We start from the raw sequence: 25,768 nt of genomic DNA on the forward strand, positions 1-25,768 counted from the left end.
ACTATACATGATGTTGGGAGTGGGTGTAACTATCTGGGTGGCAAGTGGTTTGGAAGGGAGTGAGATTTACGCGCGGGGATAGAGGGATTGAAATGAGAAAACCCGATTAGACCGTGAAAGGTCATGTCGGGTTATTGAGAAAATTGATTACTGGGTGGATTGAGCAAGTACGTGCATATGAGGCCGCTACGTGGACGGATCATTCTTCCGATCGCTGTTGCCCCCTGATTTTTTTAATTATATTTTAGCGGTTAAAACCCGGGGTCAAAGGCGAACGCTCCGCTTCTTCAGAACGATTCCGTCCCCTTCGCTGTTATGCTTGGGTTTGTTTCATTTGGTTTGCTAAAATACTTTTTTTCAAACGAACTTTAAACAGTTCTCTTCGTAAATCCAGTTCCATGATATGAAGATGGTCGGCCGCTTCTTTGACCGTATCCATGTGTAGTACGCTCGCCTTTTGAGAAATAATAGCTAGCGCATCCCAAATGAGCTTTGTGCATGTTTTAAGTCTCTCTATGTGTTCGTCTTCCTGCTGTACCAAGCTCTCGTATTCTTTAGCCGTATTTTCAGATGAGTTTGTATGTTCCATGCTCTTTAGTATCTTAGGTTGGGTATCCAAGTTATCATCTCCTTTTACTCAAAGTGTATCAAAGGATGATAACGGATATGGTACGTAGATACGTAGCAATTAGAAAATAATAGATAAGGTTATTATGACAATTTAGTGTGCAAGATAAAATAAGACCCTTTGACATTCCGAGATAAGGATTATATCAAACTTACAAGTTTTAAAAGTACAACTAAATGAATGGATATTTTTTCAATTCAAATCATTAGTCCCGTGAAATAAATTATCCTTCCTTTCACGCCAAATGGCTGTACCTTAAAAGAAATACCTTCTTCACAAAATGAGCTTCAATTGTAAAAAGAGCTGCCGAAACAGCTCAAGGAATACTTCATAATCACACGCATTATTTTACTTTTTTAAGATTGGTATCCATATTTCACTTTTGAAATTCGGTGAGGTTATATCCTTATTCTCATTCCACAAGATTTCCGGGCCTTCTATTTGTTCATAGTTTGAGGATGGAAACCATTCGGAATAAATACGGCCCCACACATCTTGTAAAGTATCAGGAAATGATCCGATTGCTTCAAATACTGCCCAGGTTGAGGCAGCAACTTCAAGTTGTGTTAGGTTATCCGGACACTCCTTTGTTGTTGCAACGCCAATATAGTGATCAAGCCCCCCTTTTTCCTCCATTCTACCTTCAGAAAAGTTCGTGGATGCGCTAAGCAACCCCATAGGCTCGACATTAGAAATTCTTTTAAGATTATTGATCGTTTCACCATCTAAACTTTCCCACATCGCAGCAATCTCTGGATTGACTCCGTTGAAAATAATGGGAACTCTTTTTTGGATACCAACGATGCGGAATGCCCCTTTTTCTTCAATTCGATAGTTCATTTCACTTCCCCCTTTAATTGATAACTGGAAGGTCATTCGTGGATATGCTTTAAGTGAACGGCCATTAATTCTGGCTTCAGACGGCGTTAATCCATGTAAATTTTGAAAAGCTCTTGTAAAAGAATCTGGTGAATTGTACCCGTATTTAATCGCGATATCTATGACCTTTACGTTGCTATCTTTAAGCTCAAATGCTGCAAGAGTGAGGCGTCTGCGGCGGATGTATTCTGATAACGTAGCACCTGCAAGAAAAGAAAACATCCTTTTAAAATGAAATTCAGAGCAGTAAGCCAGCCTTGCTACCTCTTTAAAGTCAATTTCGTTAGTCAGGTTTTCTTCAATATACTTGATTGCTTCATTCATGCTCTTAAGCAAATCCACTATATGACCTCCTTCATCAATAGAATAACAGTAGTTGAATGTATCCATCCGATAATTCCTGCACGATTATGTAGGGTCTATTCTTATTCATAAATTTAGTGCGAAAACATATATAACAGAGCCTATTCACCATATGTATCAGTTTAACTTTCAAAATTTTCCTCGTAAAAAAACTTGATATCCTCAATTACATTTGAATCAGCATGTAGCCGATGAAACCATTGAGCTTCACATTCTGGCGTTTGAAGTACTTATCAGTAATAGATGGCTGCAAGCCCTTTTCCAGCAAGCGTTTGACTGTCACGGAATTTTAAATCTGAAGTATTTTAATTTGTTATGTAATGGTATTATAGGTAAAATTAGGTTTATGTTGTGAGTAAGAAATGTTAGCACAGGGCAATTTCATTAAGGGGAACCTGTATAGCTAGCCCTCTAAACTGTAATTATTGGAGTAAAATATCTAGTGCAGTATAAATGAATGGAGGGCAATATTATATGAAGTTGTGTAAAAGTATTGTTTTATTTTCTTTGGCGGCCTTATTATTGTTTTCGTTAAACATGGGGAACGTAGATGCGAAAGCGACTGTCATTAAGGCACCAGTGATTCTTAAAATCAACCAATATTACATCTTATACACATCACCTGACGCGCCATACATCGACAAACAACAGCGCTTTATGATTCCATTACGTGCAGTAAGCAAGTTGCTTGGAGCGACAGTAAATTACGATGTGCCTAAAAAAACAGCCACAATTTCTTGGGATCACAAGAATATAGAAGTTACAATTAACTCTAACAATGTAACGTATAATGGAAAAAACACAAAAATTGATACTGTACCTGTTCTTAAACAAAAACAAGTTTTTATTCCTGCCAAGGTACTACTTGACGGCTTAAACATTAAGGGCAGCTGGGAGGATCAATTGTTAACGATTAAAGATAATAAATTCAAAAAAAGTAAAGTGATTTCCTATTTAGAGGGCGGCTACGATCCAATTACAATCCCCTTAAGCACGGACATAGATACCAATAAAATTCGCCCGCTATCTTATGAGCTAACCTTACCAGGAGATGGTAGCAGTTCAAAAATGGCAACATTATCTATAACCGCTCGAAATATATCTAGTAAGGATTTGAAATTAGGTAGCGAAGACCTTCGGCCCACTTTCATTACAGATATAAGCTACCAATACGATAAACAGGATAGAGATCGACCTGCAGTAGAAGCAGGAGCAACTTTTACGCGTACCTGGAACAAAATAGATCTTTCGTCTACAAGTTCTTCCAACAATTTTCAATCCAATCCTCTTAAATATATCGTAGCTGTCGGCAACACTAAAGATTAAATTAGGGGATCTAGAAGACCCTAGACATGTTTAGAACTATAGGAACATCAATTTCCAATAACTTCTCAAGCAAGGCATGCTGATATATTAAAATAAACTATTTTAAATCTATATAAAGGATTATTTAAGCAAAAGCGCCCATACTTTACTGGGCGCTACTTGTAGCCCTCTTTGCCTTTGAGAATTATTTTACGTAATAGAGATGAACCTAAAGTTTAAACATAATGATGAAATCAGTGAATCTCACAATATGACAACACTACAGAACATGAGATAAGGAATATACTTCAGCTTTTATCGAATATAGCAAGATCATTGAATGAGATAAAAGCTTTTTATGATGAAAAATCTTGAAATAAAATGCTACACTTTCTAAAAATATTCAGCATCTCGCAATTAAGAGGGGCACGCCGCCCCTCATTACTGTTTTCCCAGACATCTTCCAAGTTATTTGTCATTGTGCAATGCAGTGACAACCCTAAAGCGTTTTTTGAATGCATGAACATATGCAAGTTGCTCTCAAATCCTTGTGCATCAATGCTTCTCATTTCGATATATTACTACCACGCACTCCACATGTGTCGAGACAACAAAAGGGATATATTCCTTTTTATTATATATATTACCTATAGTATCAAAAGCTGCTCCTTCTCACAATACCCCTTTTGCCAGATAATGCCCTTCTCCCTTCACTTCTATTGATCCCACTGATTCCATATGAACCTGTATTTAGTTTACCGAATCCATGATCACGATTAAATCAGCCCCTTCCTGACTTTGGAAGGCAATTGCTCAAAATTACTGTCAGCTTTCTCTCTTCTCATACTCCTACTTCCAAAAATACACATTGAAAATCCCCCAATGAATGGGTCATTCTGTAAACTAAATCTCTCTTTTAACCGATAAATACATATGCTGGGTTGTTTATTAAATATCACCTCTCGCCCCTTTTTAGCGTACAAACCTTGTTATACATATTTATCTTGACTCACTATTGTGCTCATCTGCTGCTTCTATAATCAGAAGCAAATGCAAAATGAAGTGCTTTACTTGGAAACCCATCGCATCTAGAAAGGAGTTATGAACTCACTTGAGCGTAATATCAGATGGGATCGGATATGAAAGCCTACGCTTTTATGGTCCCTTTCAGCCACTACACATTGAACTACTTCAAATAACACGTGCCATCAACGATCATGCCTATTTACACATCAGTGGCATGCTCTCCGAAGAACAGGGAGCGGCTTGTATTGGTCAAAATATGGAGCAAGAGCCGATTGTGATTCGTCAGTTGAATGATCAGGGACAATCGCTAAGAAGACTGTTCCACGGGATCGTTACGCAAATGTCTGTGAATTGCACACGTGGAGTATATACCTTTGAACTGGAGGCCGCTTCCCATTCGTATCAGATGGATATTAAGCGTAAAAGGCGCTCCTATCAAGATATTCACCGCACTTATGATGATTTGGTCACTGCGCTGGTTCGGAAATATCAGTACGGAGATGCCATTGATACGGTAAGCAACTATGCCAAATTGGAGACATTTGTTTTACAATATGAGGAGACGGATTGGGCGTTTTTAAAACGCCTCGCTTCTCGCTTTGGTTCCGTACTTGTGCCAGAGGTAACCGCAGCCTCGCCCAAGGTTTTCTTCGGGATGCCAGAAGGCAAGCAGCATAAGATAGAGCGGGATGTATTTTATCGAGTACGAAAAACGTTTCATGAACTGGATGCGGAAAAGCCGGGAGAACGTGCTGGCTCGTATGTCACCTATATGATTGAAAGTCTGCAATACTATGCGTTGGGTGATTTCATCACGTTACCGATTGGACAAGGAAAAGAGTTGGTCGTTGTTCGGGCAGTGACCACACTAGCGGATGGCTTACTGCGTACCCGTTATGATCTCCAAGCGGAACAGAATATTCGCTATGCCCGGTATGAGAACGATCAGGCGACCGGGATTTCGCTTACAGGAACGGTGCTGAAGGTACAGCATGATTTTGTACAGCTTCAACTGGACATCGACCCAAAGCAAGATCCTGCCAAAGCCTGCTGGTTTCCTGTAGCAACTCGATATGTAGCTGAAGAACATAGTGGCTGGTACGATATGCCTGAGATCGGGGAACAAGTCGAGTTATATCTGCCTACACATCACGAACAGGATGCCTATGTGACAGATTCATTACGACAACAACGCCACGCGAATGGACAGCCCGATATGAAGGTGTGGCAACACGTGCAAGGAAGCGGCATAGAAATGTCTGAGCAAGAACTGACCCTGTCCACCTCGGATGGATTTTCAATTACACTAAATGAAGATGGTGGCATTACCGTTAACAGTCCGGGGAATGTGCAGATTCAGGGTGGTCATGTGAAGCTCGATGCAGGTGAGGAACTATCACTGGAAGCTGGCACGGCGCTATACTTAAAAGGTGGAGCCAGCAGCATGGTATTGGATGGTGAGACAGACACCAAAGCCCCAGTGATTTATCAAGAAGGTACGGTAAAAGCTCCAGTTTTCGTAGCTGAACTTCCTCCTGTACCTGAGCCTCCATTGATGAGTATTAAAGCCTATGAAGCGGCTCAAACTGCAGTAACAGCCAAAGCTCCATCCAGCAACACTCCTACCGCGAAAGTGACAAGTCCGGTAGCCCTTCAACAGGCCAAAGCCTTGATGAGTACGGTATCTAAGCTTTTAGGCTCCATTCCGGTGATGGGAAAAGTGGCTGGTGCTGTTATAGGAGCACTAAGTGGGCCTGCGGCGGGTGTCATTCTGAAAGCAACCGCAGCGATCCCTGTTCGGAGCAAAGGGACCCCTACCGTTGGAGGAGGCGGTAAGGGAACCAGAATTCATCCGTTAAAATACTTGGCTGGTTTAACAATGCAGGGACTGGTCAGTCAATACGAGTATGAGCGAGCTCAGGAAGCCTATTATAACAAGTGGATTTTGGGGAAAGTGTATACAAGTGCTCGTCATGTGGCTCATTCCGGTGGAACATTGGAGCTGGTTCAAAACTTGCTGAAAGAGTCTAAGATGATGGTTCATGCGTATCAGCAGGTTCCTAAAAGTGTTCGTGAAAAATGGATTAGGGATTATATGAAGCAACAACCTCCTCCTAAGCCGCTTTCCCCAGAAGAAGAAAAATTACAGAGAACAAGAAAGTATGTGCAAAGTATTCGTGACTGGGAAGCTAATCGTCCCGAACCCCCTAAAAAAAGCTTTGGCGAGGAAACGACACTCTTTTTCCAGGGCATGGAGGAAACAGTTCAAGCGAACGTTGAAGGCTTAAAACAGTTAAAAGATGCTCTTATCGAGCATCCTGTGGATACTATAAGTACTATAGTGTCAGGCCAATATGAAGAGGCAAAGGGAAATTTGGTATTTGCTAAAAATTATGTTTTGGATCAGGAAAATGCCAGAGAAGAGTATCTCAAAGGTTTAAAAGAAGACGATAAACGGATGTTAGAGAAGGGCCAAAGTTACATGGAGGGTGAGACATTAGCTGGGATGCTAATTAGCTCTCTTCTGGGTAAGGGAAAAATAAAAGGTGGAAAAGGGAAACATCATAATTCCAAAGATGCTCCAGAACCAAAACCCTTGAAGCCAACGAATGAGCCGAAATCGAGTCAAACTAAAACTGAGGGGACGGGTAAAGCTAATCTAAAAAAAATCCCCCGAATCTCTGAAGTTGAAGTCAATTTCAAAAGGAATCCAAAACATGATAAAGTAGAATTTGAAAGACAGCTAAAGGCTCAAGAGGAAGGACTTAATTCCTTAACCGTTGATGAGTTTATCAAAAATAGAGATAGATATTTAAAAGAAGGACGAGCACCCGAAGGTGATACTGCGCAAAAAGCTGCGAGAGAAAAAGCATACTTGGATAAGGTTACTGAGTTAAGAAAAGAAGGAGTGGATAAAGAAGAAGCAAAAAAACAAGCTAGTAAATGGCTAGATGGTCAGGCGGCATTACATAATCCTGATCAAATTGCTGGAGGTATACCAGAACATGTCAGTGGAGTGGGGGATAGAAGGATTAACTCTTCTCTTGGCTCCCAATGGAAAAAAAGGGCGGGTAAAATAGATGAACATGTAAGATCAGCTGCGGAATCTATGACCGAGGCAGAAAGAAAGTCAACTCATTTAAATATTAAACTAACAAATTAACAGAGGGAGATCAGGATGGATATTGGAATTTTTAATGATTTTGAGCTACATGAAAAGGCTTCTGAAAAACTGATTAATAAATTTGAAGGTAAAGTACCTGAGCAATTAATAGAAGTTTGGAAGCAGTATGGCTTTGGTAGTATCCTAAATGGATATTTAAAAATAGTAAACCCAGATGAATTTCATTCTTTGCTAGAAGAGGTGTATGTAAGAAGCAAAGAGGCTCTGGTTTTATTTACTACTTCCATGGGAGATCTACTTATTTGGGAAGATAATAAATATTTACTTTTACTTAATTTTAGAAGAGGAAAGATGCAAGGCATATCATCTGGGTTTGAATTTTTTTTCTCTGACCTAGAGGATGATTCATCCCTACAAAACGATCTAGATTGGCTACCATATCCTGATGCCATTGAAAAATACGGAAAACCAGCATTTGATGAATGCTTTGGTTATGTTCCACTTCTAGGATTAGGCGGTTCCGAAAAGGTAGAAAATCTAGAAAAAGTCAAACTAATTGAGCACATATATTTGATTACCCAATTCACGGGTCTTGTTAAGTAAGAAAATTGCTTTCAAAATTATTATATTCCTAAAGGCTCATTCCAACTTGATTTATAAGGTGGATAAGTCTTTTATCTATTCAAGATTAATAACAAAATAATATAGCCAGCCAATCCCCCATAAATAAACAATAACTTGCCATCCCTCCCCATCAGAGTTAACATACACACACTCAAACAGCGGGAGGGAAAATACGTTATGCCAAATTGGCCAGATTGGTTTCTGGAAGCATTACGCCAACGATTTTATCAATTAGAGCTTGCCAGTGAACAAGCTTCATGTTCATCTGAGGAAAAAAACTTATTCACGCAAATGGATCAATTCAAAATGAATCAAAACGAGGATGTTCAGCAACTGCTATCCGAATGGGAAGAAGCTATAGGCTATCAGCTAAGTCAGGACAAGCAATCCATCTATATGGAAGGAGTTAAAGACGGGATTCGATTGATCCTTCCCGTCATACACTCCACAAATATTCGTTAGCCTATTTATCGCATTAGCTTATGATTCTGTTAGTCCAATATTTCATCTATGCTCATTCCACTCTTCAAGGTAAAAACAAAATGCGCTGGTGAGAGAATCGTGATCTTCTCCACCAACGCATTAAATAGGTTATCATCAAATTGTTCCAGTATATCTTGCCGTGAGCTCAAAAGTTGAATAATCTCATCAACTCGTTCCTTGGTTTTCTCCTTCTGATCCTCTTCCTCCTCTAATATCAGCATCTGTTGCCGTAGCTCGTTTAGCTCGCTGGAAAGTCTGTTCGTTTCTTCATTATATACAATCTCATCAATCTGATTCCGTAGCTTAAGATTCACTAATTCCTTCAAGTCGGATTTCAATTGTTGCATCTGTCCTTCGATATCCAATAGCGGTTCTTGCCCTACTTTGCTGGAAAGCACCGATTCAATATTGGCTTTCAACGTCTTCATGAATCCTTTCTTATTCTCATACATCCGGTTGAACAATCGTACAAACGCGGAATGTAAAACTGGTTCATCAACCGATTTGGCATCACAGGCTACTTTCCCTTCATTGACATACGTTTTGCATTGCCATACCACTTTTTTGGATGGATTATTGCTGTTCCAGGTTCGGCGTTTAAAAATGGCTCCACAGCATCCACAATATACTTTGCTACTGAGTGCATATTTACTGGAGTATCTTTTACTCTCCCCCATCACACTCCCTTTTAGTTTGGCTCTCCGTTCCTTTTCCTTTTGCACCGCTTCAAATATTTCCTTGGATACAATCGGTTCATGGTTGTTTTCAATTAAATATTGCTGCTCCTGTCCTTTATTCCTTATTCGTTTGTGGGTTAGAAAATCTACCGTTACTGTCTTTTGCTGAAGCAAAGCTCCGTAATATTTCTCATTGGTCAGAATTAAGGTAATGGAGGAATCCCACCACGTATCGCCACCCGTGACTGTTTTAATGTGATCTCGCATCAATCCTCTGGCTATCGCCTGATAGCTTTTACCATCCAAATACTCCTCGTATATGCGCCGTACAATCTCGGCTTCTGGCTCATTAATGACCAATTCACCATGTTCATCCTTGTCATAGCCAAGGAAGCGATTCGTGTTGCAGAAGACTTTACCGTTTTGGAAGCCACGCAGTATTCCCCATCGACTGTTTTCAGAAATGTTTCGGCTCTCGTCTTGGGCAAGGGAACTCAGGATGGTCAGCAACACTTCACCTGTCGTATCAAGCGTATTAATGTTCTCTCGTTCAAAGAATACAGCCACTCCGAGACTTTTGAGTTCCCGTACATATTTCAATAAATCCAGTGTATTCCTAGCAAATCTCGAAATCGACTTGACCAGAATCAGATCCAGTTTACCGTTTCGAGCATCCTGTATCATCCGATTAAAGTGTGTTCTATTTTTAGTGCTGGTTCCGGTGATCCCTTCATCGGCATAGATATCAGCCATTTCCCATTCCAAGTTGTTTTGAATGTATTGGGTATAATGGTTTACCTGATTAGTATAGCTCTCCTTTTGCTCCTCGGAATCGGTACTGACCCGACAATAGGCAGCGACTTTCTTCTTTTGAATCGATTGAATTCCCTCTACGATGTCCATCGTTTTAATGGGAACAACGACGACTTTTTTTGCGGTTGCGGCTTGGGCCATAGGTGTTTCTCCCTTCGATATCTTCTTTATACGGTCACATGTTATAATGCTTGCGGCACATCATCAAGTCCATTTCTGCCCATGTTATAGCTATTTGAAAGACTTTTTATTCAGCTCATCAATTTCTCTAAACTCTTCTTCTGTGATTACATTTTGTGATCTCAATTGCTTCAACAGGCTTAGACTCAGTAGATAATCAATAGGTTTTCGTTGCATATGTAAGTGGCTCCTTTGAAATAAAAAATGGCTGCCCTCTAAGGCAAGCCGGTAGATACAATACTTAGAATAAATTCTTAAGGCTAATGTTCTTTTCTGCGGTCATGCTAGGATCGCTTACTAAAGTGGCAGTCAGTACAAGGGCTTTATTGTTCACCCCGCTACTGCTTCCGGCTTTCACCGTCACACTATTTCCTGTGCTGGCTGTTATGCTTCCCATGATCGGAATTGAATCATCTTGATTCCGTAGGCTCCACTCTACCGACTGGTCGAACACTTCTGTTCCATGATCATAGATATGACTAACGTATGAGGCGCTTTGGCCTGTTTTGAGCATAGGATTGCCGGTAATGGCTATCGAATAGATATGCGTTCCCGTTTCAACGACTCTCATTTCAATGGTACTCCGTACTGTGGGGTGATACGTTAATTTTGCGGTGATGCTTGCTTGTCCCAAAGCGATGCCTATCACCTTGCCTTGCTGATCTACACTAACCACACTTGGATCACTGGATATATAGGTAATTGCTAGATTAGCCAACTCATTCCCATTATCCGTAGCGGTCACATTCAAAGATAACGTTTCGCTGAGCAGCACATGAGCTATCCTTCCTTGATGTATATGTAATGCGTATGTATGAGCAATCTCGTACTTCCATTTGTCCGCAATATTATTTTCCACGTCATCATAAGCTGTATTTATGCTATCCAATGTGCAGCTTAACTGGATGATGCCATTCATCGTGCGATCCATTCCGACTATTTTAAATGGCTGATGAGTCATATAAAATCGTTGGCTTAATGTAATGCCCCTCGTATCTGCGTTGTCCTGTACAGTAACCATAATGTTTCCCTCTGGCATGGAGATAACTTTACCTGTTTCCGTTGAAAACGTTCTGGCTTCTACCACAGCATCAAACCATTTCACTTGTCCATCCCAGTTTAAAGCTAGCCGTTGATTACACTTTTTCATTCTGCCTCGACAAGACTTTTCATTTTGATCCACCTGACTGGTGATCAGATACCGTTCATCACGATAATCTACAATATCACCTGTGTGTAAAGGTGTCACTGTCCGAATGATTTTTTCATCGGTCATTTGAATGGTATCTGTCGCATCCCGAATCAGAGCAAGCTGCTTTACACTATTGATATGCACAAGCTCTCCCTTCTCTCGCAGAAAGAAATCCATCATCGGCTCTAGGCTCCTTGTCATTCCTCCACCTCCAATACAAAGTCCGGCTTACAGCGATACAGGTAACACTCCACGTAATCACTCCATTCCTTCATATCTAAAATAATAAAGACATCCTTACCAATTCGAACATAGGAATTTGACTGCAATAAGGATTCCAATGGACAGAAGGCTCGATGTATCGTCTCCAAGGTGTAGCCATCTTCAAATGAAAAACTTTTGCGATAAGGTTGTACATCTGCCATGATCAACTGGACAGGAGTGAAATCGGCATTATTCAAAATCTCCAGCTTCGTATCATAGAACATTAATCTGTTCCGACCTTGATTTTAGGTAGAGGAAGAGCAGGCCGGATACTTGTCGGAATGCCTGTTTCATAGGTGGCTGAGCGTTCACCTTCCTGCTTATGTGTTAAGCCAACCGAATCCCTATTTTTATAAAGAAACATTGCATAATCGACCATAACATCATCATATTCCACAGGCAGTGTTGCCACATTACAATAGCCATAAATATTACTCCTCGCTTTATTCAAATAGTGGATCAGGATATCATCCTTGGATATGTCTGTTGGTTCCATGCCTAATAATCGTTTCATCAAATCCATTAGCTCACTCATGTGCTGTCTCCTGTACCTCCTTTACCTGCTCCTTCTCGGTACGCTTCATGCTCTTGGTAGCTTGTACTTTCGTTTGGGCTGCTTCTTGCTCAGTCTCATCTGGTTGCGGTTCCTCTACTTGCTCATAATGCCTACTGGCCTGTAACCGCAGCATTAGCTCCTGATCTGTTACTTCCCATATACATCCTGTTTCCTGATTCAAAAACCACATTTCCATCACCCTCCAAAAAATAAGAATAGGGCATCCAAAACGGACACCCTAAACGTGTTTCTTCTATTATAATGTGTTTGCATATCATCCACTTTCAATTAAGACTTATTGGCTGTGAGTACAGCGAGAGCTTCCGGCTTGATACATTTAGCTCCGAATACTTGTAATCCTTTCACTGCATCTGAAAATTGTTTCTCTGGTCTGAAGGCTTCCACCGAATCTACTTGTCCGGCAAACGAAATGGCACTCTTATGACCTGCGATGATTTTATACTTGGCTCCTCCTGTATTTGGCACATTGTTGGATTTATAAACGGTCATACCATCAATATCTCCGACATAACCTGTACGGATAATGTTCGGGTCTTTGGTAAAACGTGCATCTTTCAGCAGCAAGCCATAGTACCATGCGGGAACCACCACAAATCGTTCCGTTTCAGGCACATTGTTCTCATCCAGCAGCACGCCAAGATCAATCAGCAAATCATAGGCTGTATCTTTCGTTGGAGTTATAGGTGTTGTATCATTGCCAATAATATTTTCAGCTTTGACCTCTGTGTAGAATCCAGCAAGATACTGATCGACTACATTGGCCAGTCCATAAGAGGCTTCCACGATTCCACCATCCAATAAGTTTACATTCGCTTGAGCAGCATCTACATCATCCACTTGAAAGTTGAAATACTTCGCTTGATCGATCACCAACGTTTTTTGCGTAGCGTCCAGTTCCTGTGGGTTACCGATTCCTGCAGCTTTATCATAATTGCCAATCGTTACTGCCCCAATGGAATTGATTTTTACGGTGGAGCCTTGACCTTGAATCTCACCTTCATAATCGGTGTTGACCACATTTCCGTATACCAGATTCTTTTTCAGACTTTCATTTAAACGTGCACTCCAAATGGTAGGAATAAAATGTTGTACTGACATATCTAATCACCCTGTCCTTTTCTATGGATTATTGTTTGTTTTGTAATGCTTGTTTGACTTGATCCCAATGCTGATTGATCTCGTTTGGCGACATGCCTTTAATCGCTTCTAATGTAAATGTGCTACTCATTGAACCAGCCGAAGGTGTATAACCATCCCCTTTGAGCCGTTGTTCCACTTGCTGTTGGATAGCCAGTTGGAGTGATTGTTCCAACATAGCTAAATTCGCTGTCGTTGTATCTTCATCTGCACCAATAAAAAAATCCACTAACGGAAGTGGAAGTTTCTTTTCGGATGCAATTTTGATCGCTCGGCTGGTTAACCGTTCACGCTGTTTCTCCAGCTTCATATTCTCCACTTCGGCTCGCAGCTTCTGGACTTCGATTTCTTTCTCATCCTTAGCCGGGAATCGCTTCTTGATCTCAGCATCCACTGCACTTTCCAGATGATTGGTCTTCCACGTTTCCAACGATTTGGCTGATCGTTTGTCCACCGTACTATCGAACCAACTTTTTGCTTGCTGATTAGATTGAATGTATTGCTCTACCCCTTTCACGCTATATGGATTCAAATTCTGAAGATACGATTGCCATTCCTCGTTTGTTTGGTTTTCCTCAATCAACTGCTTTACTTGTTCTAAATTCATTTTCATTAATCTCCTTTATTGCCCATTCGACTCTGTAGAACCGAACACGCTTATGTATGTATGGAGCCTTTTAATGTCATGCTCAGGACAGGATTTGTTACGCTTTAGAAATCACAAAAACGAGGAAAAGGTACAAACATACCAACTCCTACTTTTACCTATATTTCACCCATTGTTTATGCGGATTTTGGATAGCCTAAAGCGTAACACTGAGTCTGTATAGGTTCGAGCTTTCGAACACGCATATGTATGTTGAATTCGTTTAACGTCATATCTGATACAATGATGTTACGCATTAGAAACCGCAAAAATGAGAAATAGTACAAACATACTCCCTCACCATTTACAGTTGTTTTTCACCCTTAGTTTATTTGGCTTTTGAATAGCCTAAAACGTAACATCGAGCCTGCTTTTTCTCATCTGGCGCATCCGTAGCTTCGACTTTTCGTTCGCATTCTTATCTCTGCATTTCTCACAATATTTCTGCCGATTCGAATTTGCTGAAAATGTAGCCCTACATTTCGGACAGTTCACCCTCAGTTGCGCTGTTTTAAATTCAGATTCTATATTCCGCTCAGACTTATATTCTCGTTCTAACTTTTCATCTATGGGTAAAACCCCATTTTCAAAATATGTACATTGAGGCAGAGAATCATCTTGAGCGAAAAATACACATGGGCCATCCTGTAAACAGCAATAGTTTGGGATACCATGCTTTGCTCCGAGATAACACGCACAATTATTCTTGACCAGTCGCTTGATCCTATTTTTATTCTGCATTTGATACCTCCTTATCCGTACCAACTAATTGTTGCTGCTCCGCATGAAATTTATTGAATTCCAGCTTGGGATTCTCTACAAATGGTAATAGTGTAAGCAACGTTTCCTGAGATACGACTTGCTGCAATTTAACGATCACATCAGCCATCCCAACCAAATCTGTTGGCAAGTTTCTTGTAAACTTTACGGCGATATCACGGTAATCATATTGCACACCTTCTTTAATGTGCAGGAACGTGAAGAAATTCCGTAAACGCTGCTTGATTGCCTTTTCCATCAACGCTTCACGCATAGCTACTCGATTCTCCAAATTCAGCAGCTTATTCCTCAGCGCCAAGGAAGACGTATTGCTGGCCCAGTTTTCATTGAAGTTGACCTGATCCATCATGTCGAAGATTTTGCGTTCAATATTGTCCAGCTCGTTCTTCACAAAAGAATCATTAATCTCTTTCGTAAGCCAGCTTACTTTCCCACCAGCCGGAACCTGAATAATGCCCATCTTCTTCATATTCAATAAATCTTCAGCTTCCAGCTTTGCATTCTCAATCACAAGATAGGCGTTGCGATGATCTGCAATTTCATTGACCAAGTCAGAATTCAATGCGTTATAGGCATCAAATAAAGAAATCACATCATGGAAGCCACTTTTTCTCTCCGTATTGGCTGGACAGGAGATGAGCGGTACTCTTCCGAAGATGTGATTATGTTTACCGATATATTTTAATTCAGGTGCTTGATTTTGCTTTATTTGATTGCCTTTATCATCACTGTCGATTGTATAGTGTAGGATTTCATGATCGGTATACACGTCCAAATATACCTGCTTATCAAACCTTCTCGTAAATTTATGTAAGCCAAGTAATACATTTCGTTCTGCTGTTCCGTCCTCTAACACAAACGCATTCAAAGGAGATAATACCGTGGCTGAGAACTGACCATCCGAATCAATATAGTTCAATTCGAAGCTCTCACCGAAGATTTCGGATTGTTTCCGAAGCTGTAAATTATGCTCCTTATCCCAATGGTTCATATGCACATCTATTTTATGTATGGCTTCATCCTGATCCGACTTGGACACATAGTTTACTGGCTTTCCAAGCAGATAGCCGACCTCGTTATCTACAAATTTACGTGGGAAATTGAAGATAAGCTTTTGATTGCTTCGGCTTTCTTGCATCGCATAGTTCTTGAGAATAGCATGCTGACCATTGTAGTAATCTGAATATTTCTGTTTGGCTAATGCAGCCGATTGGAGTTCATTTAGACATTCAAAAATAAGTTCTACATTTATTTTCATACCTTTGCCTCTTTTCAAAAATGGGTCATTTAATTGCTGATTGTAATAATAAAAGAACCACCTTTAATAAGGCAGTTCCTTCTACGTTAAGTTATTAACGAACTACATGGCGTACTTGAGTATATTTCTATCCTATTAGTTACCCTTAATATTATTTTCTGCTTTCTCAAAACAAAGATTTACAGTTCTTCCGTTAGAGCGTGTTCTATGCATGACATTTTGGGGAATGGTATACACATCTCCTTGGTTCAAAACTATAGTCTGGTCTTCAAAATCTATTATTAATTCCCCTTCAATTACAATAAAGAGTTCATCGCAGTCATCGTGTTTGTGCCAATGAAATTCACCATCGATTACAGCAGCTCTTAAAACATGATCGTTAACTTCACTGACCACAAAGTTCGCATAATCGTTTATGTCTTTTGTAACCTCGAATAAATTTATCTTTTTCATTTGTCCCTGCTTCATAATCCTCCTACCTTTCTCTTCAGCGGTTTTTACCATATTGCAGTCTTTCTAAACGTAGCAAGCTCGACTAAACCAACAGCTTAATCTTGATGCTTATGAAACAATCGTTTCCATTAGCATCATATCCAAAAAGGAGAATTCACTTATATTTCAAATCAATCCCAAGCATTATGGTGTATTAGATTATTTAGATTTCGACGTCTCTCCCAATTTACTTGCTCTAGGATTGGTTTTGTAGGATAAAAATCCGTATAACCTAATGAAATCAAAGCAATAGGGTCAATATGTGGTGGAATATTTAGTATTTCCCGTACGTCTGTTTTCTTGTAAAAACTAACCCATCCCATAGCTATTCCTTCTGCATAAGACGCCAACCACATATTTTGGATACAACAGGCGACGGATAGAATATCTGTTTCAGGAATAGAATTTCGCCCAATTACATGTCCGCCACCTCTTGTTGGATCACATGTAATACAGATCGTTATAGGTGCTTCCCTTATACCCTCTAATTTTAACGAGAGAAATCTTGTCTTTTTTTCATCTTCATAGTGTATGGACAAGGCCTGTATTTCTTTATGACATGCATGCGCCAATCGTTCTTTAACTTCTTGAGAGTCAATTACAATAAAATCCCAAGGTTGCATAAAACCAACGGAAGGTGCATGATGACCAGCCCTTAATATGTTGTTTAACTTAATTTTGGATATGGGTTTTCCATTAAATGATCGAATATCTCTCCTTTCAAAAATGGCTTTAAATATTCCTTCTCTTTCAGAATCATTTAACAATTTAATTCCTCCCTTAAAACAAAAATTCCCAGCCTAAATAAGACTGAGAATGCGCCAGTACTCAGATTATTATGACAGGGCTTCAGGCTCAAGTTTACATTGAAATTGGTATTTTTATGATATAACTCTAATATTATTTATGCTTGAAATCAATATTATCTCTTGCAGTTCATTATCAATCCGTAGTCTAAACTGCCTGACCCTCAAAACAACAAACTACGATCATAAAACTTTAAACTTTTCACAGACTGAATCAATTGAACAGCCCCATATAAACTGTCTGGCGCATCATCATATGTACAATTTCGATTGTAATCCTTCACCTGATGATTATATCTGCGGTTATCTGCATTGAACAGAATATGACCCTTCTTCACTTCCGGCTCCAAGCTAATAATGCGTTCATGCTTCTGCCCCTTGGAATGAACACTTTCAACTGGCGTATGTATCTTCGCTTTCCATAACTCTTCTTCAAATTTCTGCTTCATATAGCTTTGTGCCTGATTGACTTCAAAGCCCAGCTTATCTACAGGATAAAGCTTTAACTTCTCAATAGCGACTTGGAACAAATCATCCGGCAGCAATTTATAGATAATGCCATCGATCACGTACATCTGCTTCGTCTTCCGATGCTGCCCAATAATTGAAACCGCAGAATAGTCATTTTTCTTCCCGGCTTTAATGGCTGGATCAATGTACATGGCTAGTTCCATATCCTCAAACTCAGGTAACCTATCCCAATACATGATATTTTGAAATATATATTCATCGGTTGAACGCGGATCGTTTTGTAATTCTTTATAGAAGCTCTTTTCACCCATGGCTTGCTTCTTACACATCAGATAATAATAGTCCAAATACTCGCTCCACAGGATTTCCGTACCCTTCAGCATTTCCTCCTCATGAGCTATAAAAAAAGACAAGGCCGTATTGATCCTGTCTTCATCCTGCAAGTTATTATACATCCGCTCCCACTCTGACCAAAGATCATCACGCTCTGAAAACCGAAGCACGGCTGCTTTACGAACACTTCTCACACCTGGGATTTTACCTTTGAGCAAATCGGCCATAATGTCCTCTTCATTCAAAATGGTTCCACAGATCAGAATATTTGTATCTCTTGTGCCAATAGGCAGAATGACATCCGTAAACGTATTTTTAATCTGTTCTCGTTTTGCTTCGGATCGAGCCGTATCCTCTTTAAGCAAATCATCCATTAGAACTAGTGTAGGACGATGATGCTTATAGTGAATACCTCTCAAACTACCATCAATCCCGCGAATCATAATACATGAGTCCAGTCCACCTTTACTCTTGAGCCATATTTCATTGTTGTTCCAGCGGCTCCCTTTACGAATCCCAAAATCCTCAATCAGCATCGTATTGGTTTCTAGCTCATCTTTGATCATATCGAGGAACGGAAGAGCAATTTGTTCTGTCGCAGATATAATCAATGTAAACTGTGATTTATCATATAGTGTGGCATACAGCGGAAATAAAAAAGAACTGATCGTCGACTTTCCATGCTCCCTTGGGAGGCCGAAAGCCGTAATCAGTCCTGTATTTGCAAGCATATGTCTTAATTCCGTGAATAGCTCTTTGTGAAACTTGCCAAATACTCGATCAAAATATTTAGGAAAATAGGCCAAAGCAAAAAATTCAATGTCTATCTCACCGATAAGCTTTCTTAGTTCAGAGAAAGAGAACGTTTCGATCAGTTGTTTCATTTTGGGCGGCTTGAAATGCTTCTCCATATACTGCTTAAGTAGCTCAGCTTGTCGCTGTTCTTCTTGCTTTATTGTTTCAATGGGTATAACTCCTTTCTCATATTCACTATAAAATCATCACAAAAATTTCTGCACCCTTTGCTGGCGACTCTGTTTCTACATATAGAAGCCCCCCTCCCCATCCACGACATAAAGAGTGGCTCATCACCACTCGATATTTGCCAAAGCTTCAGCCATATCCTGCTGTGTTGTTAGGGTATAAATATTGGTTGTGGCTACGTGATCATGTCCAAGGATTTGCTGGATGGTCGTCAATGAAGTCGTTTTGACCAGCTTATAGCCAAGTGTATGCCTGAGCATATGGGGCGTGACCTTTACGTTGACTCGGTCCCCGTATTTGTTCAAAATCAGGTTGATCGCATTTCGTTCCAATGCTCCACGCTGACCAATACATAGATATTCTGATTCCACTTTTGGCCTAATTTCAAGATACCGAATAATGGCTTTTCGCACATCCTTATTTATTGGTATGGTGCGGTAGGAATTCCCTTTGCCGAATACCTTCAATAAACCTTTGCGTTCGCTTATTTCAATATCTTTCAGCTTGATACCAACCAATTCGCTTACCCGTATCCCTGTTCCCAGCAGCAATTCAATCATACAGATATGCATTCGATTGCCCATACGGTGAATTTCATTCCGCAACTTCCACAAATCCTTTTCCGCTAGCCCTTTGTATTGCCGAACGACCTTGTTTCTGACCGCTTCGATATGTATTTCTTCCTTTATATAGTCTTGCTGATGCATCCACTGAGCAAAGACGTTGATACTAGCGATCTTACGGTTAATGGTCAGTATTGCTTGGTTGGTGCTTTGCAGATATTTCTTGTATTCTACCCCATCCAATTCAATCCACTTGTCCAGTCCATATTCTGTTTTCCTTTGAAACCAGGTTATGAATTGCAATACGTCCCTAATATAGCAGGAAACCGTATTTTCACTCCGATCCTTGCTCCGTAAATGTGCTTCAAAGCCTTGAATATAGTCCATATTCGCCCCCACCCTTCGCTTGTGTGTCACATCATACCGTTGATGTGGGGGAAAGTCCACTCATTACATAACTTATCTTATGCACTGATTTTGGCTTCTTTTGGGGCAAATTCCGGGCTGAAACTGGCGTTTATCTATACAAATACTGACGGCATAATGTTATGACTGTGAATCATCTGGCTCTATGTATCCTTCCTCAATATCCACTGATTCCTCAATAGCTTCATAGTCGGCATCCACTACATCGGCTTCAATCATATCCAAAAATAGCTGCTTGCGCTCCTGTTCCAGTGCCTTTGTATTGACCAGCAATTCACGTCGATCATTCCATTCGTTAGGTGCACGGTTCTTTAAGTAGAAGATCATCGCTGTCGGATTCGGAGGCTGATATCGTTTTACTTTTTCGATGCGCGTCTTCTTTTTTCCATTTTTATCCTCTTCAATAATCGTTTTAATTTCTTCATATTCATACCCTGTAGCAGCTTTCAATAAAGAATTTTCCACGTGGGATATAGGGACAGATCTGCTCCATTTGACTAGTTCAGCCAGCATCGGATGTTTATCTATATACTCGTACCAAGTTGTTTTACCTATATCGAGTTTCCTGATGATGTCCTCTGCGTTCATGCCTTCTTCGAACCATTGCTGAATCTCCGCTAATCTAGGATATACATGTGTCTCCCATTTAGTTGGACGTTCCAATGCTTCAGCAAATTTGGGATGTTTCCTACGATAATCGCCTAATGTCCAGATATGAATGTTTAGTCGTTTCGCAATTTCCTCATCTGTTGCCCCTTCACGTACCCAAACAGGAATATCTCTTAGTCTTGGCACAACAAATTGATCATACTTGGTCTGTATCTTTGGCTTATTCCTTTTTGGCTTGTCATTGTTTTTGCTCATTAACTCACCTCCATCACAAAAAAAGGGAACAGCCAACGATCAGCCATTCCCCATATGTATCAGCTTACCCTTCCAATTCAGCCTCGTAAAACAACTCGATATCCTCAATCACCTTTTGAATCAACTCATTGTCCTTCATAGCCTCCTCAGTCCCTAGCACATTTACCTTTTCAGCTTGCATGCCCTTTAGGAATCGAATCACCATATTCACTTTTGCCTTACCCACTTGAATCACCCCTTCGGTTTAGTCAGCACATGATACCTCTGACCTTGCCGACTCAGCAACTACTTCATCATAACCATACTACTTACCATTCCGAATCAAATAGTTGTATAATACTGTATAAAAGGGTTACACCGAATAATACGGTATATGAAGTGAGGGAATTTACCTATGCTTAAAAAACTGAATATCTATCAAGTTCTTAAATTTGTATGTGCCGCAGTTGTTATAATCACGTCCCTTTGGTCACTTGCTTATCCCGGCGACCATATTCTATTCAAATTCTCACAATTTTTCCTCGGTCTCATGTTTCTATTTTCTGGCTTCTCAGAACTTAAGGCAAATCGAAAAACTTACGCAATAATTAGCTTCAGTGTCTCCTTGTTTTCTATTTTGGTATTTATAACTACACTTTTATCAAGAAAAGGTTAACTACACGCACTCTAATTCTGACTCAGCAACAATTTCATGATAGTCATACTGTTTACCATCTCGAATCAGATAAACGCCGCTATTATCGCCAACATGGGCAATATATCGCTTCATAATCACATCTACATATTTGGGATCAAGCTCACTCGTATAGCAAATTCGATCCGTTTCCTCACAAGCAATCAACGTTGAACCTGAACCACCAAATGGATCAAACACAATTTCACCAAGCTTACTGGAATTTTTAATAGGATAGCTAATCAAGGGGATCGGCTTCATCGTAGGATGATATTCATTGCGGAAGGGGCGATCAAATTGCCATAATGTCGTTTGCTTACGATCACTATTCCAATAGTGTCCACTTGTCGGCTTCCAACCGTACAATACAGGTTCGTGCATCCAGTGATAATCTTGTCTACCCATAACCATCGCTTGCTTAGCCCATATGCAGCACTGTGCCAGTTTGAATCCAGCTTCGATAAATGACTTCCTAAAGTTCAAACCTTCACTATCCGCATGGAACACATAAATACTTGCTCCGTCATCTGCTACTTCATACATTCGAGTATAGGCGGCCAATAGGAAATTATAAAACTGGTGATTGTCCATTTTATCGTTCTCTATTTTCAATGCATCCTTGGTTTTACCTGTATAATCCACGTTATAAGGTGGATCAGTTACAATAAGCTGAGCCTTCTTGCCATCCATCAACGTTGCGATATCCTGCGGATTAGTCGAATCACCACATATGAGCCTATGCTTACCAAGTAGCCAAATGTCACCTTTACGAGTGATCGGATGCACAGGTAATGCTTCTTCTACATTAAAATCCTCTTCGTCTTCCGCTGTATCTTCATGTAATGTATCCAGCAACTTCTCCGCTTCAGACCAATCAAAGCCAGTTAGCTCAATATTGTATTCTGCTTCTTTCAACTCATCTAATAATGTAGCCAGTGCGTCAAAGTCCCACTCCCCTGTAATTTTATTGAGCGCTATGTTCAGAGCTTTCTCTTTCGACTTGTTCACATCCACTATGACACAATCGACTTCATCGTATCCGAGTGCCTTCAACACTTTGGCACGTTGGTGGCCTCCTACGATGGTATAATCACTATTACAAATAATCGGTTCACAATAACCGAATTCCATTACACTATTCCTGATCTTTTCAAACTCTGGATCACCCGCTTTTAAATCCTTCCTTGGATTATATTCGGCATGTACCAGTTGATCGATCTTCAATTTCATCCATTTCATTTATAGAATTTGCTCCTTTTATTTAAATCCATAACTTTGAATACTCGTTGCTACATAATCTACAGCTTTCTCATTATTTCTGGCGTTTTTTATGTAAGGTACGAGCATTTTTACGTTTACAAATTTGATTTCCAATCCACTTGATCCCCCTTTCTACCTTCATTTTTAAAAAGGCTGCAATCCACATCCAGGTGAAAAACACACCAATTGCAGTAACAAATCGTAATATTTCTATGATTATTACTTGTAACATTAATAACACTCTTATTTCTCCTCTCTAAATGAAAAAGGAACCCTAGCTCATAGCCAGAGTTCCCGTATATAATATGTACTTTTAAATTTTCAACATTGTGTCACGTGACACATTTTACTCTTTGTAGGTTCAAGTCCTCAATTCGTGTAGTTTAAAATTTTGCAAATAGCAGTTGGTATTCAACAAGATAAATTTGAATATGAAACATGCAAATTTTAAAATAAGCAGCCTGACTACAAATGAATAGCTGTCTTGAATATGAGGTAAACATCATTTCTCCATTTCATTCTTTCTAAGTTTAAGCTACATTCCATGGACTGACACCAGTTCCCCCTATATATAGAAAAGTAGGGTCACGACAATCCATCATGTTCAAGAAAATAAAATAAAGACAGCCAACGATGTTGGATGGCTACGGAAAGAAATAATTTGTTTACAAATTTTTGTTGACGGTTTCTTTTGATCTTTACATCTGTACCAACATAAAGGGAAACTCTCTCACCATCTCGATAAAAACCACTTCGCTACGCTTCGTAATCGGTATTCATCGACCTGCCGCCGTTTCCCCTCTTGCCTACGGCAATTCACCCTTTTGCGGCTCATTTTGGACACTTTATTTGCAAATTTATCATAAGAGGAAGAAATCTTCCCTTAATATTAGGGAGAAAATCTTCCTTTGGAACTACTATAATAGTTTACGATAATGCTCGCTAACCACGTGATCGGTAAATGCATCTTGATCCACTAGCATAAATAACCAATATTGTCGTCCAACTTTTGAGGTTTTTTCAAAAAGCAATATATTATGATTCTTTAACTCACTCAAAATGAATTGCTTTCTATTTCCCTTCCAATTATCTCTAAACCACTGATATAGTGCTTTTCCACCTATTTCCTTAGCGGTAAGCTTGATATTCTTTTTGCCCACCATGAGCTTAACCATTTCGATCATTTTCTTAGAACAAGCTTTCTTAAATCGAAGTTCATTATGTAGTTGATGCATATGGACTCGTTCATCCGGCAATCTAAATTCCTGTTGCATCAGTGTTAACCATTCCGTCCGTTTCGAGTACATTACAATATCCACTTCTTCGGTTAAATTTACATTGCGTAAGGATGTCCTATGAATAATTTGTGAGAGATTAGCCAGCACATCTTCTATATATAGTTTTTGTATTCTCTCATCTGTAAACCAGTTTCCTTTATTTCGGTTCTCTTTTAAGGATATATCGATGTCTACACCATACATGGCTACAGCGGTTTCCCGATAATGCCTAGGAGGGCGAATGGGAATACCAAATAAGGCCATCGCATTAAAGCTAGAAAAATCATTATTACCTACCACATTGAAAAGATGTTTCCTCATATCATCATCTGACTTCTGCTTGATTGTGAAAAATTGCTTGAGCTGCTCGTCCGTAATTACACCCTCAGCGTGATAAAATGCGATATCATCCTGCTTAGGTAATGCAATCATTTTGAAACTTGGACGTTTTTCTTGTAGTTTACTTTGTATCTCCAAGAAATCTCCTGCTATCGCTTCCTTGACTTCTTTTAGTTCACGGTAAGATAATGTTGTGGACGTATTTATATTTTTCCATCGAATATTCAACCGCTCAGCATATCGATGAACATTTGTCATGGGGATCAGTTCAAATCCAGAACGTTCATATATACTTTGGCTAATATGTGCTGTCCCGTCCAAAATCAACATATGGGTATGTAACCGACTATAGTCTAGCCACTCTGAACAAATAATAGCTTGCTTATTCGTTCGTTCTATACAGCCGATATGATCCTTTGCATACATCTTTATAAACCACGTATATCTTCTCATATCCTCAAGTTCGCCTTTAGCATCAGCCAATTTAGCCAGGATTGTATTGAAGAACCGTTCTCTTTCTGAACCCTCTATAAATCGATTCAATCGTAATGTTGAATGGGAAGTTACATTGTCCTTTAATTCCAAGTTGATCAACTCACTCAGGATATCTCTAGCTTCCTTAAATTCACGATTACTTAAATGAATACGATCTGCCAAATGCTCAAACCAGTCAAATGAATTGTCTTTACTGCCAATATCCCAGACACAACTGTCATAGTAAATAGGCATCTCGTCTATGATCACCAATCGTTTCCACTTATGTACCTCTTTAAGCTGAGCATCATCTTTCGTATTCTTAGCTCGCTGCGGGTAATAAAATAAATAGTTATTCATGTGCTCATCATCTAACATCAAATCTCGAAGTCTTTGCTGAGGAATACATAAAATTTGATATTTTCTCATGGTATCTATCACTTTATGAATCTCATCAGAATTGACATATGCAATGGCATCTGGTATTTCATGTTGCTTGGCAAATTCAAAGACATCCTTATATACATTATTCTTCATCGTGTCGTTATTATTAAACACAAGCAATAGCGGATACTTTTCATGTTGATTTGAAGCATTTTTCTCTAATAGGCTCTTGCATAGAACATTTAATGCTGTACTTTTCCCTGTGCCTGGAGCAGAATTAACTACCCATGACAAATAGGATTCTTCATTTTCAGATTCATCCATATTCATTTGAAATCCCTTATGTACAAAACTTGTTAATGCATGATATGTTTCCATAAACGCCTCTTCGTGGAGACTGTTCATATGCGAACGAGAAATATAAGCTTCCAGATCGCTCCATTGATTCACTGCCAAATCAGATTCA

General features: G+C 39.7%; 25 protein-coding genes. 5 read left to right on the forward strand and 20 right to left on the reverse strand.

The window, feature by feature from the left end; translation table 11 throughout:
• Positions 1-313 precede the first annotated feature (313 nt).
• A complete protein-coding gene (locus ACU1JV_RS05305) occupies positions 314-619 on the reverse strand; it encodes a hypothetical protein (protein WP_240664069.1) in 306 nt (101 codons plus the stop codon).
• Positions 620-976: 357 nt separating this feature from the next.
• Positions 977-1,849 carry an AraC family transcriptional regulator gene (locus ACU1JV_RS05310; protein WP_413986786.1) on the reverse strand — a complete coding sequence of 291 codons (873 nt, stop codon included), beginning with the start codon at positions 1,847-1,849 and terminating at the stop codon, positions 977-979.
• Positions 1,850-2,344: 495 nt separating this feature from the next.
• On the opposite strand from ACU1JV_RS05310, the gene ACU1JV_RS05315 reads away from it, so the two are divergent.
• The 4 genes from ACU1JV_RS05315 to ACU1JV_RS05330 all read left to right on the forward strand — a co-directional run bounded on the left by ACU1JV_RS05315 (position 2,345) and on the right by ACU1JV_RS05330 (position 8,411).
• Positions 2,345-3,196, forward strand: a complete 852-nt coding sequence (locus tag ACU1JV_RS05315; RefSeq protein WP_413986787.1) for a copper amine oxidase N-terminal domain-containing protein — start codon at positions 2,345-2,347, stop codon at positions 3,194-3,196.
• A 1,090-nt stretch (positions 3,197-4,286) separates the two neighbouring features.
• Entirely contained in the window at positions 4,287-7,364 is a 3,078-nt protein-coding gene (locus ACU1JV_RS05320) for a polymorphic toxin type 15 domain-containing protein (RefSeq protein ID WP_446724502.1), read from the forward strand.
• A gap of 15 nt (positions 7,365-7,379) precedes the next feature.
• Positions 7,380-7,928: a T6SS immunity protein Tdi1 domain-containing protein gene (locus tag ACU1JV_RS05325; protein WP_446724503.1), complete on the forward strand. Its 549-nt coding sequence runs from the start codon at positions 7,380-7,382 to the stop codon at positions 7,926-7,928.
• Between the two features lie 198 nt (positions 7,929-8,126).
• The gene (locus tag ACU1JV_RS05330; protein ID WP_446724504.1) at positions 8,127-8,411 is read left to right on the forward strand and encodes a hypothetical protein; all 285 of its coding nucleotides are present in this window, start codon (positions 8,127-8,129) and stop codon (positions 8,409-8,411) included.
• A 29-nt stretch (positions 8,412-8,440) separates the two neighbouring features.
• On the opposite strand, the gene ACU1JV_RS05335 is transcribed toward ACU1JV_RS05330, so the two are convergent.
• The 15 genes from ACU1JV_RS05335 to ACU1JV_RS05405 form a co-directional block, all read right to left on the reverse strand.
• Positions 8,441-10,063: a recombinase family protein gene (locus ACU1JV_RS05335; protein WP_446724505.1), complete on the reverse strand. Its 1,623-nt coding sequence runs from the start codon at positions 10,061-10,063 to the stop codon at positions 8,441-8,443.
• A 90-nt stretch (positions 10,064-10,153) separates the two neighbouring features.
• The gene (locus ACU1JV_RS05340) at positions 10,154-10,279 is read right to left on the reverse strand and encodes an SHOCT domain-containing protein (RefSeq protein ID WP_446724507.1); all 126 of its coding nucleotides are present in this window, start codon (positions 10,277-10,279) and stop codon (positions 10,154-10,156) included.
• A 64-nt stretch (positions 10,280-10,343) separates the two neighbouring features.
• Positions 10,344-11,495: an Ig-like domain-containing protein gene (locus ACU1JV_RS05345; RefSeq protein WP_446724508.1), complete on the reverse strand. Its 1,152-nt coding sequence runs from the start codon at positions 11,493-11,495 to the stop codon at positions 10,344-10,346.
• The gene (locus ACU1JV_RS05350) at positions 11,492-11,782 is read right to left on the reverse strand and encodes a hypothetical protein (RefSeq protein WP_446724509.1); all 291 of its coding nucleotides are present in this window, start codon (positions 11,780-11,782) and stop codon (positions 11,492-11,494) included. The genes ACU1JV_RS05345 and ACU1JV_RS05350 overlap by 4 nt, the downstream gene beginning before the upstream one ends.
• Positions 11,782-12,093, reverse strand: coding sequence for a phage head-tail connector protein (locus tag ACU1JV_RS05355; protein ID WP_446724510.1), 312 nt, complete (start codon positions 12,091-12,093; stop codon positions 11,782-11,784). Before ACU1JV_RS05355 ends, ACU1JV_RS05350 begins: the two co-directional genes overlap by 1 nt.
• A complete protein-coding gene (locus tag ACU1JV_RS05360; RefSeq protein ID WP_446724511.1) occupies positions 12,086-12,304 on the reverse strand; it encodes a hypothetical protein in 219 nt (72 codons plus the stop codon). Before ACU1JV_RS05360 ends, ACU1JV_RS05355 begins: the two co-directional genes overlap by 8 nt.
• Positions 12,305-12,402: 98 nt before the next feature.
• Complete coding sequence (locus tag ACU1JV_RS05365) at positions 12,403-13,233, reverse strand: phage major capsid protein (RefSeq protein ID WP_446724512.1); 831 nt, start codon at positions 13,231-13,233, stop codon at positions 12,403-12,405.
• A 28-nt stretch (positions 13,234-13,261) separates the two neighbouring features.
• Entirely contained in the window at positions 13,262-13,879 is a 618-nt protein-coding gene (locus ACU1JV_RS05370) for a DUF4355 domain-containing protein (protein WP_446724513.1), read from the reverse strand.
• Between the two features lie 769 nt (positions 13,880-14,648).
• Positions 14,649-15,956 (reverse strand): phage portal protein, encoded by a 1,308-nt coding sequence (locus ACU1JV_RS05375; RefSeq protein ID WP_446724514.1) that lies wholly within the window; start codon positions 15,954-15,956, stop codon positions 14,649-14,651.
• 135 nt (positions 15,957-16,091) lie between these two features.
• On the reverse strand, positions 16,092-16,409 hold the full coding sequence (locus ACU1JV_RS05380; protein ID WP_025685200.1) for a cupin domain-containing protein: 318 nt from the start codon (positions 16,407-16,409) through the stop codon (positions 16,092-16,094).
• 170 nt (positions 16,410-16,579) lie between these two features.
• The gene (bluB, locus tag ACU1JV_RS05385) at positions 16,580-17,215 is read right to left on the reverse strand and encodes a 5,6-dimethylbenzimidazole synthase (protein ID WP_446724515.1); all 636 of its coding nucleotides are present in this window, start codon (positions 17,213-17,215) and stop codon (positions 16,580-16,582) included.
• A gap of 203 nt (positions 17,216-17,418) precedes the next feature.
• Positions 17,419-18,969: a phage terminase large subunit gene (terL, locus tag ACU1JV_RS05390; RefSeq protein WP_446724516.1), complete on the reverse strand. Its 1,551-nt coding sequence runs from the start codon at positions 18,967-18,969 to the stop codon at positions 17,419-17,421.
• 177 nt (positions 18,970-19,146) lie between these two features.
• Positions 19,147-19,992, reverse strand: coding sequence for a tyrosine-type recombinase/integrase (locus tag ACU1JV_RS05395; protein ID WP_446724517.1), 846 nt, complete (start codon positions 19,990-19,992; stop codon positions 19,147-19,149).
• Positions 19,993-20,151: 159 nt separating this feature from the next.
• On the reverse strand, positions 20,152-20,895 hold the full coding sequence (locus ACU1JV_RS05400) for a transposase (RefSeq protein ID WP_446724518.1): 744 nt from the start codon (positions 20,893-20,895) through the stop codon (positions 20,152-20,154).
• 64 nt (positions 20,896-20,959) lie between these two features.
• Complete coding sequence (locus tag ACU1JV_RS05405; RefSeq protein ID WP_446724520.1) at positions 20,960-21,121, reverse strand: hypothetical protein; 162 nt, start codon at positions 21,119-21,121, stop codon at positions 20,960-20,962.
• A gap of 168 nt (positions 21,122-21,289) precedes the next feature.
• Here ACU1JV_RS05405 and ACU1JV_RS05410 point away from each other — a divergent pair, with 168 nt between their 5' ends.
• Positions 21,290-21,550, forward strand: a complete 261-nt coding sequence (locus ACU1JV_RS05410; protein WP_044648991.1) for a DUF3953 domain-containing protein — start codon at positions 21,290-21,292, stop codon at positions 21,548-21,550.
• Here the strand turns inward: ACU1JV_RS05410 and ACU1JV_RS05415 are convergent, their stop codons facing one another.
• The 3 genes from ACU1JV_RS05415 to ACU1JV_RS05425 form a co-directional block, all read right to left on the reverse strand.
• Complete coding sequence (locus ACU1JV_RS05415) at positions 21,551-22,807, reverse strand: site-specific DNA-methyltransferase (RefSeq protein WP_446724521.1); 1,257 nt, start codon at positions 22,805-22,807, stop codon at positions 21,551-21,553.
• Positions 22,808-22,880: 73 nt separating this feature from the next.
• The gene (locus ACU1JV_RS05420) at positions 22,881-23,069 is read right to left on the reverse strand and encodes a hypothetical protein (protein WP_446724522.1); all 189 of its coding nucleotides are present in this window, start codon (positions 23,067-23,069) and stop codon (positions 22,881-22,883) included.
• 676 nt (positions 23,070-23,745) lie between these two features.
• Positions 23,746-25,758, reverse strand: a complete 2,013-nt coding sequence (locus ACU1JV_RS05425; protein ID WP_446724523.1) for a hypothetical protein — start codon at positions 25,756-25,758, stop codon at positions 23,746-23,748.
• Between the last annotated feature and the right edge of the window lie 10 nt (positions 25,759-25,768).

This window comes from Paenibacillus sp. T2-29, assembly GCF_052921365.1.

Excerpts from the sequence above, each read along its gene's own strand:
- ACU1JV_RS05380 (WP_025685200.1), bottom strand. The coding sequence starts at position 16,409 with ATGAAAAAGATAAATTTATTCGAGGTTACAAAAGACATAAACGATTAT.
- ACU1JV_RS05350 (WP_446724509.1), bottom strand. The coding sequence starts at position 11,782 with ATGTTCTATGATACGAAGCTGGAGATTTTGAATAATGCCGATTTCACT.
- terL (WP_446724516.1), bottom strand. The coding sequence starts at position 18,969 with ATGGAGAAGCATTTCAAGCCGCCCAAAATGAAACAACTGATCGAAACG.
- ACU1JV_RS05355 (WP_446724510.1), bottom strand. The coding sequence starts at position 12,093 with ATGAGTGAGCTAATGGATTTGATGAAACGATTATTAGGCATGGAACCA.
- ACU1JV_RS05330 (WP_446724504.1), top strand. The coding sequence starts at position 8,127 with ATGCCAAATTGGCCAGATTGGTTTCTGGAAGCATTACGCCAACGATTT.
- ACU1JV_RS05400 (WP_446724518.1), bottom strand. The coding sequence starts at position 20,895 with ATGAGCAAAAACAATGACAAGCCAAAAAGGAATAAGCCAAAGATACAG.
- ACU1JV_RS05365 (WP_446724512.1), bottom strand. The coding sequence starts at position 13,233 with ATGTCAGTACAACATTTTATTCCTACCATTTGGAGTGCACGTTTAAAT.
- ACU1JV_RS05360 (WP_446724511.1), bottom strand. The coding sequence starts at position 12,304 with ATGTGGTTTTTGAATCAGGAAACAGGATGTATATGGGAAGTAACAGAT.
- ACU1JV_RS05395 (WP_446724517.1), bottom strand. The coding sequence starts at position 19,992 with ATGGACTATATTCAAGGCTTTGAAGCACATTTACGGAGCAAGGATCGG.
- ACU1JV_RS05370 (WP_446724513.1), bottom strand. The coding sequence starts at position 13,879 with ATGAATTTAGAACAAGTAAAGCAGTTGATTGAGGAAAACCAAACAAAC.
- ACU1JV_RS05410 (WP_044648991.1), top strand. The coding sequence starts at position 21,290 with ATGCTTAAAAAACTGAATATCTATCAAGTTCTTAAATTTGTATGTGCC.
- ACU1JV_RS05315 (WP_413986787.1), top strand. The coding sequence starts at position 2,345 with ATGAAGTTGTGTAAAAGTATTGTTTTATTTTCTTTGGCGGCCTTATTA.
- ACU1JV_RS05345 (WP_446724508.1), bottom strand. The coding sequence starts at position 11,495 with ATGACAAGGAGCCTAGAGCCGATGATGGATTTCTTTCTGCGAGAGAAG.
- ACU1JV_RS05340 (WP_446724507.1), bottom strand. The coding sequence starts at position 10,279 with ATGCAACGAAAACCTATTGATTATCTACTGAGTCTAAGCCTGTTGAAG.
- ACU1JV_RS05375 (WP_446724514.1), bottom strand. The coding sequence starts at position 15,956 with ATGAAAATAAATGTAGAACTTATTTTTGAATGTCTAAATGAACTCCAA.
- ACU1JV_RS05415 (WP_446724521.1), bottom strand. The coding sequence starts at position 22,807 with ATGAAATGGATGAAATTGAAGATCGATCAACTGGTACATGCCGAATAT.
- ACU1JV_RS05335 (WP_446724505.1), bottom strand. The coding sequence starts at position 10,063 with ATGGCCCAAGCCGCAACCGCAAAAAAAGTCGTCGTTGTTCCCATTAAA.
- ACU1JV_RS05325 (WP_446724503.1), top strand. The coding sequence starts at position 7,380 with ATGGATATTGGAATTTTTAATGATTTTGAGCTACATGAAAAGGCTTCT.